This is a genomic window from Anoxybacillus tepidamans PS2, assembly GCF_000620165.1.
Lineage (GTDB): Bacteria > Bacillota > Bacilli > Bacillales > Anoxybacillaceae > Anoxybacteroides > Anoxybacteroides tepidamans_A.
In genome coordinates this window covers 40,326-57,470 of record NZ_JHVN01000003.1, presented here as the reverse complement: position 1 = coordinate 57,470, position 17,145 = coordinate 40,326, and the positions used below count along the sequence as shown (strand labels likewise).

At 44.1% G+C, this 17,145-nt stretch carries 19 protein-coding genes and 2 pseudogenes; 12 read left to right on the top strand and 9 right to left on the bottom strand.

Annotation, left to right across the window (positions count from 1 at the left end; genetic code table 11):
• Positions 1-183 precede the first annotated feature (183 nt).
• Together N667_RS0104590 and N667_RS0104585 are read right to left on the bottom strand one after the other, a co-directional pair.
• Entirely contained in the window at positions 184-471 is a 288-nt protein-coding gene (locus N667_RS0104590; protein WP_027408483.1) for a hypothetical protein, read from the bottom strand.
• Positions 472-540: 69 nt separating this feature from the next.
• Positions 541-831: a hypothetical protein gene (locus N667_RS0104585; protein ID WP_027408482.1), complete on the bottom strand. Its 291-nt coding sequence runs from the start codon at positions 829-831 to the stop codon at positions 541-543.
• A 224-nt stretch (positions 832-1,055) separates the two neighbouring features.
• Here N667_RS0104585 and N667_RS18295 point away from each other — a divergent pair, with 224 nt between their 5' ends.
• Positions 1,056-1,508, top strand: coding sequence for a hypothetical protein (locus N667_RS18295; protein ID WP_051529962.1), 453 nt, complete (start codon positions 1,056-1,058; stop codon positions 1,506-1,508).
• A 382-nt stretch (positions 1,509-1,890) separates the two neighbouring features.
• On the opposite strand, the gene N667_RS18290 is transcribed toward N667_RS18295, so the two are convergent.
• Both N667_RS18290 and N667_RS19065 read right to left on the bottom strand, forming a co-directional pair.
• A complete protein-coding gene (locus N667_RS18290; protein ID WP_051529961.1) occupies positions 1,891-3,423 on the bottom strand; it encodes a flavin monoamine oxidase family protein in 1,533 nt (510 codons plus the stop codon).
• Between the two features lie 136 nt (positions 3,424-3,559).
• Positions 3,560-4,078, bottom strand: a complete 519-nt coding sequence (locus tag N667_RS19065; RefSeq protein ID WP_051529960.1) for a CBO0543 family protein — start codon at positions 4,076-4,078, stop codon at positions 3,560-3,562.
• 381 nt (positions 4,079-4,459) lie between these two features.
• On the opposite strand from N667_RS19065, the gene N667_RS18280 reads away from it, so the two are divergent.
• Together N667_RS18280 and N667_RS0104555 are read left to right on the top strand one after the other, a co-directional pair.
• Positions 4,460-5,095, top strand: a complete 636-nt coding sequence (locus N667_RS18280; RefSeq protein ID WP_051529959.1) for a diguanylate cyclase — start codon at positions 4,460-4,462, stop codon at positions 5,093-5,095.
• A gap of 625 nt (positions 5,096-5,720) precedes the next feature.
• Positions 5,721-6,224, top strand: coding sequence for a hypothetical protein (locus N667_RS0104555; protein ID WP_027408481.1), 504 nt, complete (start codon positions 5,721-5,723; stop codon positions 6,222-6,224).
• A gap of 114 nt (positions 6,225-6,338) precedes the next feature.
• On the opposite strand, the gene N667_RS0104550 is transcribed toward N667_RS0104555, so the two are convergent.
• Positions 6,339-6,974 (bottom strand): YczE/YyaS/YitT family protein, encoded by a 636-nt coding sequence (locus tag N667_RS0104550; RefSeq protein WP_027408480.1) that lies wholly within the window; start codon positions 6,972-6,974, stop codon positions 6,339-6,341.
• Positions 6,975-7,088: 114 nt separating this feature from the next.
• On the opposite strand from N667_RS0104550, the gene N667_RS0104545 reads away from it, so the two are divergent.
• The 4 genes and pseudogenes from N667_RS0104545 to N667_RS19730 form a co-directional block, all read left to right on the top strand.
• Positions 7,089-7,541 (top strand): MarR family winged helix-turn-helix transcriptional regulator, encoded by a 453-nt coding sequence (locus N667_RS0104545; protein ID WP_027408479.1) that lies wholly within the window; start codon positions 7,089-7,091, stop codon positions 7,539-7,541.
• An 18-nt stretch (positions 7,542-7,559) separates the two neighbouring features.
• Positions 7,560-7,697, top strand: a pseudogene (locus N667_RS0104540) (GNAT family N-acetyltransferase); the annotation flags it as partial.
• 132 nt (positions 7,698-7,829) lie between these two features.
• Entirely contained in the window at positions 7,830-9,002 is a 1,173-nt protein-coding gene (locus N667_RS0104535) for an RNA-guided endonuclease InsQ/TnpB family protein (protein ID WP_027408477.1), read from the top strand.
• A gap of 183 nt (positions 9,003-9,185) precedes the next feature.
• Positions 9,186-9,347, top strand: a pseudogene (locus N667_RS19730) (FMN-binding negative transcriptional regulator); the annotation flags it as partial.
• A 276-nt stretch (positions 9,348-9,623) separates the two neighbouring features.
• Here N667_RS19730 and N667_RS0104525 read toward each other — a convergent pair.
• Positions 9,624-10,862: an aminopeptidase gene (locus N667_RS0104525; protein ID WP_027408476.1), complete on the bottom strand. Its 1,239-nt coding sequence runs from the start codon at positions 10,860-10,862 to the stop codon at positions 9,624-9,626.
• A gap of 48 nt (positions 10,863-10,910) precedes the next feature.
• The gene (locus N667_RS0104520) at positions 10,911-11,183 is read right to left on the bottom strand and encodes a winged helix-turn-helix transcriptional regulator (RefSeq protein WP_051529970.1); all 273 of its coding nucleotides are present in this window, start codon (positions 11,181-11,183) and stop codon (positions 10,911-10,913) included.
• A 428-nt stretch (positions 11,184-11,611) separates the two neighbouring features.
• On the opposite strand from N667_RS0104520, the gene N667_RS0104515 reads away from it, so the two are divergent.
• Genes N667_RS0104515 through N667_RS0104500 form a run of 4 tightly spaced genes read left to right on the top strand, consistent with a single transcriptional unit; the run spans position 11,612 to position 13,704 of the window.
• Positions 11,612-11,890 (top strand): autorepressor SdpR family transcription factor, encoded by a 279-nt coding sequence (locus N667_RS0104515; RefSeq protein WP_027408474.1) that lies wholly within the window; start codon positions 11,612-11,614, stop codon positions 11,888-11,890.
• Positions 11,887-12,531, top strand: coding sequence for an SdpI family protein (locus N667_RS0104510; protein WP_027408473.1), 645 nt, complete (start codon positions 11,887-11,889; stop codon positions 12,529-12,531). The genes N667_RS0104515 and N667_RS0104510 overlap by 4 nt, the downstream gene beginning before the upstream one ends.
• A 22-nt stretch (positions 12,532-12,553) precedes the next feature.
• Complete coding sequence (locus N667_RS0104505) at positions 12,554-13,336, top strand: YhfC family intramembrane metalloprotease (protein WP_027408472.1); 783 nt, start codon at positions 12,554-12,556, stop codon at positions 13,334-13,336.
• Entirely contained in the window at positions 13,333-13,704 is a 372-nt protein-coding gene (locus N667_RS0104500) for a VOC family protein (protein ID WP_027408471.1), read from the top strand. Before N667_RS0104505 ends, N667_RS0104500 begins: the two co-directional genes overlap by 4 nt.
• A 75-nt stretch (positions 13,705-13,779) precedes the next feature.
• Here the strand turns inward: N667_RS0104500 and N667_RS0104495 are convergent, their stop codons facing one another.
• Both N667_RS0104495 and tnpB read right to left on the bottom strand, forming a co-directional pair.
• Positions 13,780-14,559, bottom strand: a complete 780-nt coding sequence (locus N667_RS0104495; protein WP_027408470.1) for a GNAT family N-acetyltransferase — start codon at positions 14,557-14,559, stop codon at positions 13,780-13,782.
• 180 nt (positions 14,560-14,739) lie between these two features.
• Complete coding sequence (gene tnpB / locus N667_RS0104490) at positions 14,740-15,843, bottom strand: IS200/IS605 family element RNA-guided endonuclease TnpB (protein ID WP_027408469.1); 1,104 nt, start codon at positions 15,841-15,843, stop codon at positions 14,740-14,742.
• A gap of 217 nt (positions 15,844-16,060) precedes the next feature.
• On the opposite strand from tnpB, the gene N667_RS19060 reads away from it, so the two are divergent.
• Positions 16,061-17,119, top strand: a complete 1,059-nt coding sequence (locus N667_RS19060; protein WP_027408468.1) for a DnaD domain-containing protein — start codon at positions 16,061-16,063, stop codon at positions 17,117-17,119.
• The last annotated feature ends 26 nt before the right edge of the window (positions 17,120-17,145 follow it).

Below are 17,145 nucleotides of genomic sequence, written 5' to 3'. Positions count from 1 at the left end.
TGTTTAAAGTGAGCTTTGAGAAGGTTGGGGCCTTGTTTTATTTTGAGGCGTTTTTAAATTTTTATGATACGGTAGGCCCCATCCTTATTAAACTAACACGCTCGTTAACTTAGCAAGTAATACAATGTTTTATAGGTTGCGCACGATGCAGCATTACAGTTAGTTAGGCATTATGCTTTATTACTAATTCATAACTTTTCCCTCTGCATTTTTCACATACACTTTATAGGATAGGGGGGCTGAAGCATCTTTAGATCTTATTAATTCTTTCACTTTTTCTTCGATTTCTTTTGCTCTCTCATGCCCATTCTTATTAAAGCCTTTTATTTTTGTCTCAATAGTAATTGATTTCTGATCGTCGACTTTTATATCTTTTACTTCATTGTAACTTTTCAGACCTTCCATTAAAGTAGAGGTTAAGTGTAAAAGTTCCTTGTTTCTATTTTTGTCTTCTTCAGAAACGGAAGACATATCCATTCTCTCGACAACAACCGTATATTCTTTCAATGGGGATGATTTAATGGCGTTTGTTGCAATGGACTATATGTCATTTTTCACAGAATTAAAATAATCTTGGTCTCCTTTAACCTGTATAACTAATTCCTTCTCTGAATTCATGCTTACAACAACAGACTGATATTTCTTGTGAATCTTTGCAGCTACCCTTTCTAAAGTATTTATCATTTGTTCTTTTTCTTTCGTAACTACACGTTTTTGTTCCTTTTGATTTTCAACAGCAGTATCGGCTTTTGACGGTTTATTGATAAGACTATATGAGGATGTTCCTAAAATGATAAGTATTCCAGCGCTGATTAATATCTTTTTGAACATATAATCCCTCCCATTAGGAAGGTATGTTCCACAATCATCAGTTATTCCTGTAATCAACGGGGATAAAATGGTTCTTATGTGCTTTTGGTCAATGATTGCCTATCATTTTAGCCAAAGACAATTTGCAATAACTTTATTGGCTCACATGCAACACAATGACATAAACAACAACATTCCTTCATTATCGTAAGGGCTGTTTAATTTAGTAGGAGGGGGGAATTGAGTTGAAGTTATTTTCTAAACGATTGATCATATCATTTTTAGTTTGTTTATTCATGGTATATCTAACAGAACTGTTTACTATGGAGCCTAATGTAATTTCAGGAAATGGCAACCTGGGGATTGTGTTTGTTATATTATCTATACTTTCGTTTTTTTTCTTTGGAAGGGAAGTATGGAAAGCCCTTGCTAACACGGGTTGTTCAAAGAGAAAATGGTTGCTTATGATTATCAGTTCATTATTTATTTTAGGCTTGTCTGCTTTTTTGGAAGTTACATATGTTATGAACGTAATCAAACAACTAGGAGGTCCTCCGTCGAATATAAATTCTAAAATCTATCGTTATAATTGGTTGAATCAATATACAAACGCTTTGTACGTTAATACTTATACGTTTTTTATCTTGATCTCAAGTATTATTTTTGCTTACTCTATAAAACAGTTTATACAAAAATAGAATGATAATATGTAAAATTTTCTATGCTTGAACATAAGAATTTAAGCGGATAAGGATAGAAAAAGCCATCCGCATGAATTGCCGATGGCTCTTTTTTTCCTAACAATCATAGCATCTGAAAACAGCGAACGCCAACAATTTGACCGTCGGCATTTCGTACCGCGGAAGCAGTAGATGTATCCGGCGTCATCACATCGTCTCGATGGATTTCGGAATCTTTTAAAAGAACGAGTGTGGCTACGACAGTATTCTTAACAGGATCAGGCAGCCTTTCGATATTCGTTTCTGTTTTTTAAATAAGTTCCATGAATCTCTCCCGTCTACACTCCGTTTCAAGACGGGAAACTTCTCGGCGGAAATGTTAAATAAAGAGTTCCCTTTCTCATCTCCCCACATTATTTATAGCCGGATCGGGAGGATCGTTTGTTTCTGATTCAAAATACGTTTTCGGCAGATCGTTCACCTCATAGGCGGTGCTTATTCCCGATTCGATGGCGCCTTGAATCCAGCCGTGGGTTGTCGAGGCGTGCTCGCCCGCAAAATATACTCTTCCTTCCGGTTTTGCAATATATTCTGAGAGTTCTGTGATTTGTTCCGGCTTAAACATCGTAAACGCGCCGCCGGAGTACGGATAGCGCACCCAGCTGTGGCTTAACCCTGTTGCAAATTCGCGGTACACTTGCCGTCCGAAAATGACTGCAAGATTTCTTAACGTATACTCCAACCGATCCTCATCCCTCAAGCTGTCCCACGGAATCGTATCGTCTTCCCATGTGTAGCTTGCCAAAATAACACCCGGGCCGGATGTGCCGAATCCGTGACTTGGGAATTGTGAATATTTGATCGGCAAGTCGGTCACCATTTGGCCGCCAAACAGCCCTTCTTTTTCCCAAAATCTGTTTTTGAACTGAATCCCGGTTTTCGTCGATCCGACGTAGTGAAGTTCGCGGATCGCTTTCCATTTATTTTGCGAAAACGAATCGCGCGGCTCAATCTCGACAAATTGCAAGATAGAAAAAGGAATGGTAACGATGACGAGATCGCCGGTAATTTGAAATGGCTCTAAAATTTTTGTATGCACTGAATGAACCGTCACTTGATTGTTATGTTGCTGGATTTTGCGCACCTTTTGCCCATATAAAATATTATCTTTTAATTGGTTTACAAACGCTTTTGGAAGCTGGTCGTTCCCTCCGGTAATTTCGTAAAACTTGATGTTGGGGGTGAATAAAATCGTCAGCTCGCGAAACATTTCAAGAAAAGAAAGCTCCGGGAACCCCTCTAAAGAAAGCACCGACTTAATCATATCAATGGCGCCTCGGGACAATCTAATGCCGAACGGGTTATAGCGCAAATAAGTGTCTAACGAGTATTTATCGAGTTCTCGAATGACGATCGGCCAGTGCTGAACGGGGTTTTGTCGGATGAAGTCGCTCACCGGCTTAATGGCCATTTGCAGCAATTCTGATGCCGTTTTTCCCCGTTCATGCGGGGCGACTGGGAAACCAAAGATGCCTGGATTTTTTTCGTACTCTTTAGAACGGGCTTTAACTCCGCGAAGGTAAATAATATCATTGGGGCTGCTGTTAATAAACGGATTAGTAGGAAGTTTAAATTTCTTAATATACTCAAGCGTTAAATAGTGGGTATGCGGAATGCGCATGGCACCTGCTTCAAGATACTGATCCTCGCGAAAATTGGATCGCAGCGTATATACCCGTCCGCCGACTCTCTCGGAAGCTTCCAGAATGGTCACTTCATGTCCCGCCTGTTTCAATAAAGAGCCGGCAACAAGACCGGCCATGCCTGCGCCGACAATAATGATTTTTTTCGGAACAGATGTTTTTTTCAAGCCATTTTGGATAATCGAAATCATTTGTTGGGAGGATAACTTAGGGAACACATAGCTGTACATACTTTTCCCCCTCTACGGCACTCTTCACGCTATCGGTGAAGAGAGGTTTTATTTTCATCTTATTCGAGGGGGATATATGTATATGATAAAAATATGTATTTCAAGCCTTTTAACACAAGGTAGGATCAGGAGGCGGCTATGGCAATTGGTGGATCGGAACGCGGAAGATGATACATAGCATAATGGTAATTAAAAACGAAAGAAGCAGCGTAAGAAGCGGCATGCTTTGGTATAAGCGAATAAAAGGATACATAATGCAGTTGAATACAACCGACGTCCACATGGTCCAACCGTTATGAAATGTTTGCCGTCCTTTCCACGTCATCAATGCTTCAATGCCGGAAAGAATAGTGATAAATAACGCAGTCCAAGCAACACCGTTCCAAAATTTTTTTGGAAATCTGCCCAAATACACTAAAATAACACTTGGAAACACAATAAACCCGAAGGCGATGCTTACAAGACTGTGGTTGAATAGAAAGGGAAGAGACGGATCTTTTTCAAATTTCCACATCGGGTAATCCGCACAGAGGATTGTATAGATGAGGCTGAAGACAATTGTATAGTAAATCGCTCCCTCATATTTTCGCCAATTGCGCCAATCTCCCCACTTCCAAGCTGCAAGAATGAGCAAAATCCACACAGTTAATCTCATCGAAAATCCCCTTACACTTTTTTCTATATATGATTTTCCATTTCATGCAAAATATACTTAACATCGGAAACAATATGATTTTTAGTAACCAAGCAGGGAATCGCTATGAATATACTTGTGGCTAAGGTCGATTGTAATCATTTTTGTTGTCTGTTTCGCGACGGGCGAATTGATGTTAGGAGGGCAATGGATTCAGCGACTATTATTTACCATTCAAACAACAACGTAATGAATCCGACATAAAAAATAGAGGCGCATTATTATAACGAAAAAAGCAATGAAAAATGACAATCGAAAGGGGGCCCTAGCGAACAAGTCCGCCATATCAATTTAAAGATGAAATGATGGGTTCGGGCTTCGGGAATGGCTAGGATTTTTATGATGGGATATCAAGGCAGGATTGTTTCATTTTTAGCAAGTCTTTCCTTGTTTTGTTTATACATGGTCATGCATCGCCTTCAGTCGGAATGGCCGATGCTTTTTCTCTCCGCTTTTTACGTCATGTTGAGCGTCTGGCTTGGGGGACGGTATGACGCGATGAAATATAAGGCGGAGCGCGATGTGTTGACGAAGCTGTACAATCGCTCATTCGTCTACGACCGGTTGCCGAATTTGCTGAAAAAGCACCATTCTTTGTCGGTGTTTATCATCGATGTCGATGACTTTAAACGAATTAATGATACTTATGGCCACGATACGGGGGATCAGGTGCTTGCGAGAATCGCCTCCGTTTTGCAACGGCAAACGCGAAAAACGGATATCGTCGTGCGCTGGGGCGGAGACGAGTTTCTGCTCATTATGCCGGATGCGCCTTCAGCATTTGCCGCATCGCTGCGCGGGGGAATTAATATCGCAATGCGGGAACTTGTTCACGAATTCGGCTTTGAAGTGAAAGTCAGCGTAGGAAGCTGCAACGCCAACAACGCGATGCAAATCGAGCAAATGATCAAAGAAGCGGATGAAAATATGTACTGCGAGAAACAAGCGAAATGGTTCAACCGCCCGCAAGTGGAATAGAGAACGATACACCCTCTTATCGACTAAAAAAGCGGTAAGGGGGTTTTTTATATATATCCCCAGCCCCGGCAGGAACGGTATAATATTATATAGCTCCATCAACCAAATATATAACGGCGTTAGTAGTTTGAGAGATTTTTCTTTCTAGTAATCGGGAACGGTCAATGGGGGATAAGAGTTTTATAGAATCCAGCAAAGCACTTCGAAGTTTGTTCTCGCAAAGGAATGACATATGGTAAGGAGGGGACAAAATGATAAAGGAACAGATCAAGCAATACATAACATCGCAGGATCGAGCCCTTTTAGAGCAGGTTGTTTTTGAGCTTGCGTTTGATGAGGGGAGCATAAGCGCTTACGCATTTGTTTGTGATCTACTTCGGCATTGCAGTGAATGGGAATCGGAATGGTCCCTGAAAATATAACAGCATCTGTGGCAAGGGCGGATAGGAGCAAAAATGCAGTGATCGAAATAGTCGCCGTTAACAAGTGATAGAGTTCTCATTTTGGGGCATGGCTGTTCAAGGATGTATCAACTAACGGATGCGTTTCTGTAACAAAGCAGTAAGCTCTTTCAATTATGAAATAACTAAAATAAATAATTAATAAAGTTAAAGGCGGGGTAAACTTGAAAAACATTTTAGCTGCATTACTGGTTTTATTTGCGGTTTCTGGATGTTCTGAATCTAATAATGATGAATTGAGATATATAAAATGGTTCAAAACTGAACAAGAAGCTATCGATTACGGCATTAAGGAAGAATGGATCAAAAGAGAAGATATTCTGGGTAAGATCGAACAAAACCACGAAACATTTGTGTTCTTCAAAGAAGAAGAAAAAGAGGGGACAGCCATTAGTTTGGCCAACATCATCAAGCAAGATAAACAATATGCTTGGGATAGAATTAAAATCTCCTGGCTGATAAAGCCTCATAATGACAACCATTCTCACGAAGTTAGCTGGGAGTTTGAAACGCAATCAAAGAAAAAATTCATCGTATATACCGGTACAACAGAAAAGCAAAGCATTTCTATAAAAACAAAAAACGGAGCTACAGTCAAACCTAAAGTCGATACAGATTCGGGGATTTACTATTATATTCGGGGATTTACTATTATATCGAATCTGTAAACTGAAAAATAAATAGAATAAAAGTTTAATATATCTATAGGGACATCGCCCATCTGTTAACGGAGTGTAAGTGGGAGGGGGCATCTATATCCAATAAGGACAATAAAAAGCATTCTATATTGAATGCTTTTTATCTTTGCTATAATTTGGCGATGTTGTTAATACGCAGTCTATTACTTTTCCAGCAAAAGGCATACAGCCATTCAGTATGAGCCCCCCTAAACAAACGGTTAATAAAGTTCCGACGCCAATCGGTCCATTCAAAACCATCGCCATTACCAAGAATACGAGGTAAATGAGTGTTCTCGAAAAAAATAGATTGGTTCTAGTTAATTCTTGCAGGATTAATGTTAATCGGTCAATGGGCATCGGGGCAACATTTGTGTGCAAATATATTGCGGTTCCTAATCCGATCACAACTAAGCCGATGCCAAAGCAAACGGCTTTGCTGTACCATAGTTCAGGTGTGATCCAATGGTGCAACAACAAAAGCCACATATCAATCCCAACACCCGTTATAAACGCCGTTAATAACCCCAAAACTTCTGGCCGCTCTCTTCGTAAAAATGCATTACAGCCTATTAATATTGCAGCTATTATGATTTCCCAACTTCCCACAGTCAGCCCCACACTTGCAGACAGTCCTACCAAAAGCGCATCAAAAGGTGAAGTTCCAAGGTTTGATTGTATAGTGAGAGAAATGCCAAAGGTTAATATCAAAATTCCTAATACATATAAGACGTATTTCACATTACCCGCCCTCTTTATCATATTTTTTGTTGCAAATGCAACAAATTTAGGTTAAATTTAATATATATCAATTTTATTGCATTTGCAACAAAATCCGCACCAAGGAGGTCATTCATGACGGAAATTCTTCGTGAAATCGGAATGATAGCAAGGGCGTTAGATTCGATAAGCAATATCGAATTCAAAGAGTATGACCTGACAAAAGGGCAGTATTTGTATCTTGTGCGAATATGTGAAAATCCAGGAATCATTCAAGAAAAGCTCGCTGAGATGATAAAAGTCGATCGGACCACAGCAGCCCGGGCGATCCAAAAGCTTGAGATGAACGGCTTTATTGAAAAGAAAGAAGATGAACATAACAAAAAAATTAAAAAACTGTTTCCGACAGAAAAAGGGAAACAGGTCTTTCCTATTATCAAAAGAGAGCACGAGCATTCGAATCGCGTCGCATTATCCGGATTTTCCGAAAAAGAAGCCGAAATGCTGCTTCATCTTCTGCAACGAGTGAGAAAAAATGTAGAAATTGACTGGGAATTTGTTAAAAAGGGAAACAAAAGAATTTATTAATAGGAGTTGAGTGGGAAAATGACTGTACAAATCAAAAAATGTCACCTTGAAGATTTACAATTGCTCCAAGAAATCAGCATTGAAACATTTTACGACACATTTAAAGATCAAAACTCACCTGAAAATATGAAAGCGTATTTGGAAAGGGCATTTAACACATTCACCGAGAAGTCTCCCACCTCTAAATGGAATGTAGGTGGGAGATGAATCGGGCGTTTTGGCTTTTCTAAACAGAACGTATGTGCTATAATGGTCTTAGCCAAAATGCAGAGAAAGGGAGGAATGACGATGCTCCGCGGTCAAAAAGTCGCCTTTCGTGCCTCCAAGAGGGATCTCGAACGGCTATGGGCCTGCAACCGAGAGTCGGCTCGCGTTTGGAATGAGTGCCTCCGGCTCGCCAAAGACTATTTCCTTCAATACGGCCGCCGCATCTCAAAAAGCGAACTGCAAAAGCAAACGAAAGGCCGCTTCCATCTTCACAGCCAGTCGATCCAAGCGGTTTGCCACAAATACCTCTTCGCACGACAATCAGCACAAGCCGCCATTCAAAAAGGACTTCACCATGCTCGCTACCCGTACAAACAAAAGAAACTCTTCAACACGAAATGGGCGAAAGATGGGTTTAAAGTGTACGAAAATGGAACCATTGCGTTATCGATGGGTATCCATGATGGAACAAGAGAAGAACCGATCCTCGTCCATGTCTCCCACTTGCCGAAAGGAACGATCAAGGAAATCGAATGTTGTTATAACCACAGTTGGTATTTGGCCATCACCTACGACGACGGTCGGGAAGCGAAAGCGTATCAACCGGGTCGTTCCGTCGGTGTCGATCTCGGTGAAATTCATACGATCGGTGCCTTTTGTGAAAACGGGCAAGCGCTCTTGATTACAGGGAGAAAGGTGCGCTCGCTTCATCGGCTGCGAAACAAGAAGCTCGCTGACATTCAACGACGACAATCCAAATGCCAAAAAGGCTCCCGAAGGTGGAAAAAGTACGAACGAGCCAAACGATACCTCTTATCCAAATCCGAACGACAACTGCGGGATGCGCTTCATAAAACGACGAAGCAATTCGTCGATTGGTGCCTTGCGCAATCCGTTTCCGACGTATACATGGGAAATGTGGAGGGAATCCAACGAAACACGAAAAAGAAAGTTCATCGGAAGCAGGCGCAAAAACTCTCCAACTGGTCATTCGGAAAAGTGAAGCAATATTTGGCTTACAAACTAGCCCAACAAGGCATTCGTCTGAAAGAAATTGATGAATCGTATACAAGTCAGACATGTCCTGTCTGCCAAAAGAGAAGAAAAAGTTCCACCCGAATCTTTGCCTGTTCTTGCGGATATCAAGAACATCGGGACATCCACGGCGCCCGCAACATTTTGAGCAAGGCGCTCTATCAAGAGATGGTTCCTTGGGATATGCCAACGATGCTCACGTATCTACGGATTGCCTAAGCAAGAAGTAGTAGACGGGTCGGACCGCCCCATCGGTGACCTACCGATGTTGCTTACCAAATCGGTCGGGAAGACTTCCGATACTCCTATCGAGCCGAAGAAGACCGCCTTCTTCTGCGTTGAAGCTTCTTCGATCGAGTGGTAAGAAACTCCCACCTCTAAATGAAATGTAGGAGGGGGAGGTTCATGATTAAGGTGGAAGAAATCGAGGCGGCCTATAAATTAAGACAAAACCGGAACGAAACGGATTATAGGAACATCATCAATCAATTAAAAAAGGAAGGGGATGCCAATTCGAAACAAATCGCGGAGCTGATGGAAAAAAGATTAAAAAACAACATATAATCCCGCTTTTATTCAACACTCATATGTAAGAAATGAATCTCTCCTATCTCCACTACGTTAAGAGATGGGAGACTTCTCGATAAGTATGTTAAAAATCAAATAAGTGAACAGAATTTCGTCCATTCCGATCGCCAGTCAATGTCTAGTGAAAAATCAACCGCAAGCACTATAGCGCCTTCAATAAAAACAGCCGCGCCCTTCCAATTATATGGAAAGGGGCGGCTGTTTTATTCGGTTTCTATCATTTGCGGGTGATGATGGTTTTGACTTGCATGCTTACCATTCAATCGCCCAGTTGCCGTTGCGGAAAATCGGTTCGCGCTTGCCGTCGTTGGTGACGCCGTCGATGTTCAGTTCGGCGGAACCGATCATGAAATCTTCGTGGACGAGGCTATCGTTGACGCCGCGCGCGTCTAATTCTTCTTTCGCAAGCGCCGCCCCGTCTTGGATGTTTGTCGGATACGCCTTGCCAAGCGCGAGATGGCACGCCGCGTTTTCGTCAAACAGCGTGTTGTAGAAAATCAAATTTGACTCCGAAATCGGCGAGCGGTGCGGCACGAGCGCGACTTCGCCGAGGCGGCGCGCTCCTTCATCTGTCTCAAGCAAGTGTTTGAGCGTGTCGTAGCCTTGCTCAGCCGTGAAATCGACGACTTTGCCATCTTTGAATGTGAGCGTGAAGCCGTCGATCAAGTTACCGCCGTAATTCAGCGGCTTCGTGTTGCGGACCGTGCCGTTGACGCCGTCTTTATGCGGCATTGTGAACACTTCTTCCGTCGGGATGTTCGGGTTGAAGCGCACGCCGTCTTCGCTCACCGCCGCTCCGCCGTGCCACACATGGTTTTCGACGAGATCGATCGTCAAATTCGTGCCCGGTGCTTCATAAATAAGCTGTTTATATTGCTTATTGTTTAAATAGTCGACGATGTGCGCCAGTTTTTCGTTATGCTCGTTCCATGCTTGAACCGGATCTTCCGTAGAAACGCGCGTCACGTCAAAAATGACATCCCACAGCTTGTCGATGGCTTCTTGTTCCGGCAAGTCAGGAAAGACTTTTTTCGCCCATGCCGGCGTTGGCGTAGAAATGAGCGACCAACAGTTTCGATCGGCCATCAAGGCGCTGCGGTAATTTCTTAACGCTTCAGAAGATGTTTTCATAAATGTCGCGATCCGTTTCGGATCGACATCTTTCAACAAATCCGGATTTGGGGCGTAAATGGAGAGGAATGCCGCGCCTTCTTGCGCCATTTGTTCCATTCCTTGCGCCCGCCACATCGGGTATTCGGAAAACGCTTCCTCAGGCGCATGTTTGTACTTGATGTATGTAAGCTCTTCGTCGTTCCATTCGACATATACGTGCTTGGCTCCTGCTTCATACGCTTTTTGAGCGATTTTGCGCACGAGCGGCGCAGCCTCAAGCGGCGCGTTGACAACGAGCGTCTGCCCTTGTTGAATGTTAACGCCCGTACGGACGGCCAGCATCGCATAGTTGTCCAGCTTTTTTTCGAAATTGTTCATTGAAACATCCCCTTTTGATGATAATTTTTTATGATTGCGGCACAAACGTCAGCGCTCCGCCCATAGTTCTGCCCATTGTTCAATCGCCTCGATGACGGGTTGCAGCGCACGACCTTTGTCCGTCAATACGTACTCAATGCGTACAGGCGTTTCCGGATAGACGTTTCGTTCGACAATGCCTGCTTCCTCAAGCTCTTTAAGTCGCTCGGACAATAGCTTTCCACTAATCGGCATCGCCGATTCAATTTCGGAAAACCTCGTTTTGCCTTCTAGCAATTGGCTAATAATCAATCCGACCCATCGTTTGCTTAACAATGTCATGGCTGCTTCAAATTTCGGACAAAGACTTGATGGATTGCAAGAGATCGATTTTTTTCTTTGCCCATCCAATTCTTTCACCTTCTATCCGCTCAAATGTTCTACCTTATTTTCTCATAAATACGGCGCCGCATCAATAGAGGGAAAGGAAAGAAATGGACAGTCTTTACGGAAACAGAGAGTATATTGCCCGCTACTCTGTCAATCAGCATTCCATAGGCGGCTATTCTTCGTTACGGAAGGCGGCCCATTTGTAATAAAGGTCATTGACAATCAGATGGAAATGGAATATTCTTTAATTAGAAAGATGTCTAAATATCTAATTTTTTTACCTGGTATTTAGATGATTTTCTAAATATCTAAATTTTTGTCCGATATTTAGAAGGTTTTCTAAATATCTAACTACAATAAGCTGCGAGGTGGGATCATCATTGTCATTTAACGAAGCGTTTAAAGCGATTGCCGATCCGACGCGCAGAAAAATCCTTTCCTTGTTGCGAAAAGGGGATTTGACGGCTGGGGAAATTGCCTCGCATTTTGATATGCAAAAGCCGAGCGTGTCGCATCATTTAAAAATTTTGAAGCAAGCGGATTTAGTGCAAGACCGGCGTGACGGACAGCATATTTACTACTCGCTAAATACGACAGTGTTTCAAGATTTGTTGAGCTGGTTTTACGATTTTGTCGAGAAGGAAGGAAAGAAACAATGAAAATCAATCGACTCGCGATTATGTTTACAGTTTTTGCATATATTTTAAGTTTGATCGCCATTCCATACTTGCCGGAACAAGTGGCGATCCATTGGAACGCATCAGGCGTGGCGGACGGCTTTGCGGGCAAATGGTTTGGCGCATTCCTTCTACCTTTATTGATGACGTTCATCGTCGTTCTTATGAGCGTGCTGCCTAAGTTTGATCCGAAAAAAGCAAACTACGGCAGCTTTCAGAAAAGTTACAGCATCTCGACAGTGGCGCTTTCGCTCTTTTTCTTCGCGATCCATATCGTGATGCTTGCGTTCAATCTTGGTTTTCCGGTCGATGTCGGCTTGGTCGTGCTTGTTGGCATCGGCGCGTTGTTTATCGTGCTTGGCAACTATATGCCGAAAATCAAGCACAATTATTTTGTCGGCATTCGCACGCCGTGGACGCTTGCGAGCGAAACGGTTTGGAACAAGACGCACCGTCTCGGCGGCAAAGTGTTTGTCGCTATGGGGATTTTATCGATGTTGACGGCGCTTTGGCACGGGGAAATGCAGTTTGTCTTGTTTATCATCATTATCGTGATCGGCAATTTATATTTACTAATTCAATCGTATCTTTATTTTCAGCAAGAACAGCGCAAGCGTCTATAAAGGATAGAAAGGGGAGGATCACATGAACATGGCGGGCCCCGTCGTCCAGCTTCTGATTTCTTTGTTTGTTCCTGTTGGGCTTGTGTGGTACGGAAGGAAAAAAGGATGGCTTTCATGGAAGCCGCTCGGTGTTGGCGTTGTCGTGTTTCTTGTTTTTTCGCAAGTGTTGGAAAAAGCGTTGCATGTGGCGGTCATCGATTCAAGCGGCACCGCGCTGAAATGGACGAACAGCACCGCGCTCTTTGTCACCTATGCGGCGCTGGCAGCGGGCGTATTTGAGGAAATTGGGCGCTACGTCGGTTTTCGCTGGCTTCTAAAAAAGCATCTCGGTTACGGAGACGGTCTGTCGTTTGGGATCGGCCACGGCGGCATCGAGGCGATTTTGCTTGGAGTGTTTGGCGCCATCACTTCGATTGTGTTGATGAACCTCATTCAATCCGGAGCGTTCGATCATACCATCGCTTCGTCGCTGCCGGCAGATCAAGCGGCGCAGTTAAAAGAGCGCATAAAAGAGACGACGTTTGCCATGTATGTGCTTGGGGGACTGGAGCGCGTGTTTGCGATTGCCTTTCATATCGTCATGTCGCTTCTCGTCTTGCTTGGCGTGCGCAAGCGGCAGTTTCGCTACGTCATCTATGCGATTTGTGCGCATGCGCTTTTAGACGTGGCGCCGGCGTTGTATCAAGCGGGAGTTGTGACCAACATTTGGGCGATTGAAGCGATTTTATTCCTAGCGGCCGCAGCCTCGTTTGTTTGGGTGCGCCGTGTAAAAGTACAATTTGAAAGCGAGGGGGAATCGCGATGAACATTGTTGTCAAACGGCTCGACCATGTGCAAATTTGCATTCCAGTCGGCGCGGAAGACGAAGCGCGCGCCTTTTATACCGATGTGCTCGGCTTTGTCGAAATTGAAAAGCCGGAAGCGCTGAAAGCAAGCGGCGGGCTTTGGTACAAAGTCGGCGACATTGAACTGCATATCGGCGTTGAAAACCGCGAAGGCTACCGAAGCAAAAGCCATCCGGCCTTTGAAGTCGAAAACATCGAAGCGGTGCGCCGCTATTTGGAAGAAAAGGGCATCGCGACACAAGACGAAAAACCGATTCCCGGCGTCGTTCGCTTCTCCTGCCGCGACCCGTTTCACAACCGAATTGAATTTTTAGCGAAACAACAATAAGCGAGGAACATCGTCCTCGCTTTTTTGTTGGCTACATGGTCGTCTGCTTCGGCTTTGTTGCAAAGGGCATATGCGCTAAAGTTCAATCGGGGGCGATACGCATGGATACGAATAGCCGAGGCAGGTGAATCCTTTTTTCTCTAAAATCGGGCGGCTCATCGGGCTGGCATCGACGGTCAAAAAGCGATAGCCCCTGTTCCAAGCATCTTGCGCCCGCGCGGCAATGAGCGAGGTATACAATCCTTTTTGCCGGTAATCCGGCAAGGTCGAACCGCCCCAGAGGCTGGCGAAGGACGTACCTTTATGCAAGTACATCCAAGCGGCGCTGACCGCTTTTTTGCCCTCGTACACCGCGTATAAATAGAGATGGTCAGGATCGTTTTTTAAATCGCGCTTCAACCGTTCGCCAAGGCTTCCGTGCGGTTCCCCCCACACTGCTTCTTCTAGTGCGATAATATCGTCGATGCCGGCTTCGCTGTCAATGCGGTGCACGTAATCGGGGAGTGAAGCGGCAAGAAGCGGGTGCTCTTTGGCAAGTTCCATTACCATCAGCGCTTCCGGTTCACCGACCGAAAAGCCGAATGATTGAAGCCTCTCCTTCAAATCCGCCGGTTGGTCATAATCGTATACTTTCCACTCAAAGCGTTGGCCGAGCTGTTGAAAATAGTCGAGTTGTGTGCGAATCGCTTCATCCGCCATTTCGTCTTCGAGGCGGGAGTAGCTGATAAACCCGTCTTCTTCGGTCAGCGACACATGCCGGATAACGGTCCCGTCCATCTCGCGCCGAAACCCGGGAAAATCGATCTCGATTCGCTGCTGTTGATTAAACTGTTGAATCAGTGCTTCTCGATTCACGCAAGCACCTCCTTACTTCTTCAAATACGTATTCTCCTTTTCCGTCTCGTCTCCTTTTTTGTTCGGACATTGAACTACTCCCACTTTCATTTTGTTTCAAAGTGGGAGATTCCTACGAACACCGAAGCCTCCTTCGGTTCTCTAAGTAGGCGATCCCCGTCGTCCCAACGGTTCCGTTGTCTAACACGACAACAAGCGCAGTCCTTCTTTTAGAATATTGATACTTGCATTCTGATCCCGATCGTGATAGGTTCCGCAAGATGGACATCTCCATTCACGAAGGCGGAGATTTTTCACGTCTTTGTGTTGGTAGCCACAGCACGAACAGAGTTGGGAAGAGGCAAAGGTCTTCGATACAACGACCACTTGTTTCTCGTACCATTTCGCTTTGTACTCCAACATGGTGCGAAACTGTGACCAAGACACTTCATGAATCGCTTTGGCTAATTTGCGGTTCTTCATCATGTTCGACACTTGCAACTCTTCCAACGCAATGATGTCGTGGTTTTTGACGATCTGCGTTGAAATCTTTTGCAAGTAATCGATTCTTGTGTTGGTGATTTTTTCGTGAATGCGAGCCACTTTGATGCGCTGTCGATGCCAATTCGAAGAACCTTTGATCCGCCTCGATAGAATACGCTGGGCCCGAATGAGTTTTGGTTCCATGTTGCGTAGCCATTTTGGGTTTTCCAATCGTTCGCCGGTTGAAAGAATCGCCAACTCTTTCAATCCTAAGTCGATGCCCACCGCCGAACCCGTTTGGGGAAGAGGATTCACGTCCGTTTCTACTAAAAGAGAGACGAAGTATGTTCCACTTGGATTCCGGCGAACGGTCGCACTTAAAATCCGACCTTCGACTCCCCTTGATTTGGCAAAACGAACGAACCCTAGTTTGGGAAGTTTGATGTAGTTTCCTTCGATCGCCATATTTCTGTTTGTTTGTTTCGTGGTATACGATTGAACCTTGTTTTTCTTACTCTTGAAGCGCGGTGGATCGTTTTGCTTCTTAAAAAAGCGAGAAAAAGCATCCGCGAGGTGTTTTAGGGAAGATGGAAGGGCCGTGCTGTCCACCTCTTTTAACCAGACCCCTTCTTTTTTTAGTTGAGTGAGTTGGGAGGAGCAAGTGTGGTACGACCATCCTTTGCCAGTTTCCTTATAGGTGCGATCCCATTTTTCTAGAAAATAGTTATACACAAACCGGCAACAACCAAACGTCTTTTTGATGAGCTCTTCTTGTTTTTGGTTGGGATAGATACGAAATTTGTAGGATTTGTGAATCCTCATGAGGTTCACCTCCCTTTATGGTATACCTATTATACCATGACTGCATGGATCTTTATATCCTTTTAGAGCCTTGTCCGAAGGCGATTCCTCTCCCATCTACTCACGTTCGTTCCTTGAGGTGGGAGTCTTCTCGCCTAAAATGATAAATTTTTCAAGAACGTATCTATCTTTTTTGACTCACTGGAGCGATCAATAAAGTAGAAAAGGAGGGTGGCACATGATGCGTATCTCGCCGCAGCTTGCTTGTCAAATCGGGCTCAATGAAAGCATCGTATTAAGCGAAATCCATCGGCTTTTACAAGAGGCGCGCACCGATTGGGTCATGCTGACATATGAAGAGTGGCAGCGCATTGTTCCGTTTTGGTCGACGAGCACGATCCGCCGCGTAATCAAGAAGCTTGAACGGCTTGGCTACCTTGAGTCGGCGAACTTGAATAAAAACAAAATTGACCAAACGAAATCGTATCGCATCAATTATGAAGAGCTGCGCAAACAAAATATTGTTCTAAATGACCAAACTGAACATTTCGAACAAATCGGTCGATCAACGGACCATGCCGAACAGGCGAATGGTCAAAATGACTATCGAGCGCAGCAAATGGACCAGCCAGCAAACGATCGGAACACCGCGCAAGTCCGAATCACCCAGTGCGAGCAAGGATTGCTTGGGCATGATCCGGCCACAAGAGCTACAGACGAGCTCGGGCGATGCGCTTCGGCCGTTAACGAGCATCTAGACTATCTTACTGCTAGAGAGAAATATTTTCCTCGTAAATCGAACATTGTTCTAAATGCACAATTAACAAATGAACAGACGGAACAGCAAGAGAACGGTTCAAATCACTCAATGGATTATACATATATAAATCAAAAAGAAATGGAAAAGAAGACTGTATTTGATTTTTATCAGCAATATCATTTTTATCCGTATAACGAGTATATTCAACAACAAATGAACAAATGGATCGATGAAATGAATGGACCGCTTGTTCTTGAAGCGTTGAAAACGGCTCTGGAATACGGGAGTACATCATGGAAGTATGTAGAAAAAGTGCTGTTGGATTGGCGGGCAAAACGCTATCAAACGGTTGAAGATGTTAAGCATGCGAAACGAAGAAAACAGCGCCGCTTTGTTTCAGTAAAGCGCGCGCCCGTTCGTACTGAGCTTGTTCCGGATTGGCTTAAAGAATATCAAAAACAGTGGGAAGCTCCTTCGCCGCCTGAGCCGCCAGTCGATGTCGAAGCGCTGCGCGAGCGGCTAAAAAAATACCGATAGCACCTTCCTTACAACTTTTGATGGAG

Excerpts from the sequence above, each read along its gene's own strand:
- N667_RS0104590 (WP_027408483.1), bottom strand. The coding sequence starts at position 471 with ATGTCTTCCGTTTCTGAAGAAGACAAAAATAGAAACAAGGAACTTTTA.
- N667_RS0104585 (WP_027408482.1), bottom strand. The coding sequence starts at position 831 with ATGTTCAAAAAGATATTAATCAGCGCTGGAATACTTATCATTTTAGGA.
- N667_RS18290 (WP_051529961.1), bottom strand. The coding sequence starts at position 3,423 with ATGTACAGCTATGTGTTCCCTAAGTTATCCTCCCAACAAATGATTTCG.
- N667_RS19065 (WP_051529960.1), bottom strand. The coding sequence starts at position 4,078 with ATGAGATTAACTGTGTGGATTTTGCTCATTCTTGCAGCTTGGAAGTGG.
- N667_RS18280 (WP_051529959.1), top strand. The coding sequence starts at position 4,460 with ATGGGATATCAAGGCAGGATTGTTTCATTTTTAGCAAGTCTTTCCTTG.
- N667_RS0104545 (WP_027408479.1), top strand. The coding sequence starts at position 7,089 with ATGACGGAAATTCTTCGTGAAATCGGAATGATAGCAAGGGCGTTAGAT.
- N667_RS0104535 (WP_027408477.1), top strand. The coding sequence starts at position 7,830 with ATGCTCCGCGGTCAAAAAGTCGCCTTTCGTGCCTCCAAGAGGGATCTC.
- N667_RS0104525 (WP_027408476.1), bottom strand. The coding sequence starts at position 10,862 with ATGAACAATTTCGAAAAAAAGCTGGACAACTATGCGATGCTGGCCGTC.
- N667_RS0104520 (WP_051529970.1), bottom strand. The coding sequence starts at position 11,183 with ATGACATTGTTAAGCAAACGATGGGTCGGATTGATTATTAGCCAATTG.
- N667_RS0104510 (WP_027408473.1), top strand. The coding sequence starts at position 11,887 with ATGAAAATCAATCGACTCGCGATTATGTTTACAGTTTTTGCATATATT.
- N667_RS0104505 (WP_027408472.1), top strand. The coding sequence starts at position 12,554 with ATGAACATGGCGGGCCCCGTCGTCCAGCTTCTGATTTCTTTGTTTGTT.
- N667_RS0104500 (WP_027408471.1), top strand. The coding sequence starts at position 13,333 with ATGAACATTGTTGTCAAACGGCTCGACCATGTGCAAATTTGCATTCCA.
- tnpB (WP_027408469.1), bottom strand. The coding sequence starts at position 15,843 with ATGAGGATTCACAAATCCTACAAATTTCGTATCTATCCCAACCAAAAA.
- N667_RS19060 (WP_027408468.1), top strand. The coding sequence starts at position 16,061 with ATGATGCGTATCTCGCCGCAGCTTGCTTGTCAAATCGGGCTCAATGAA.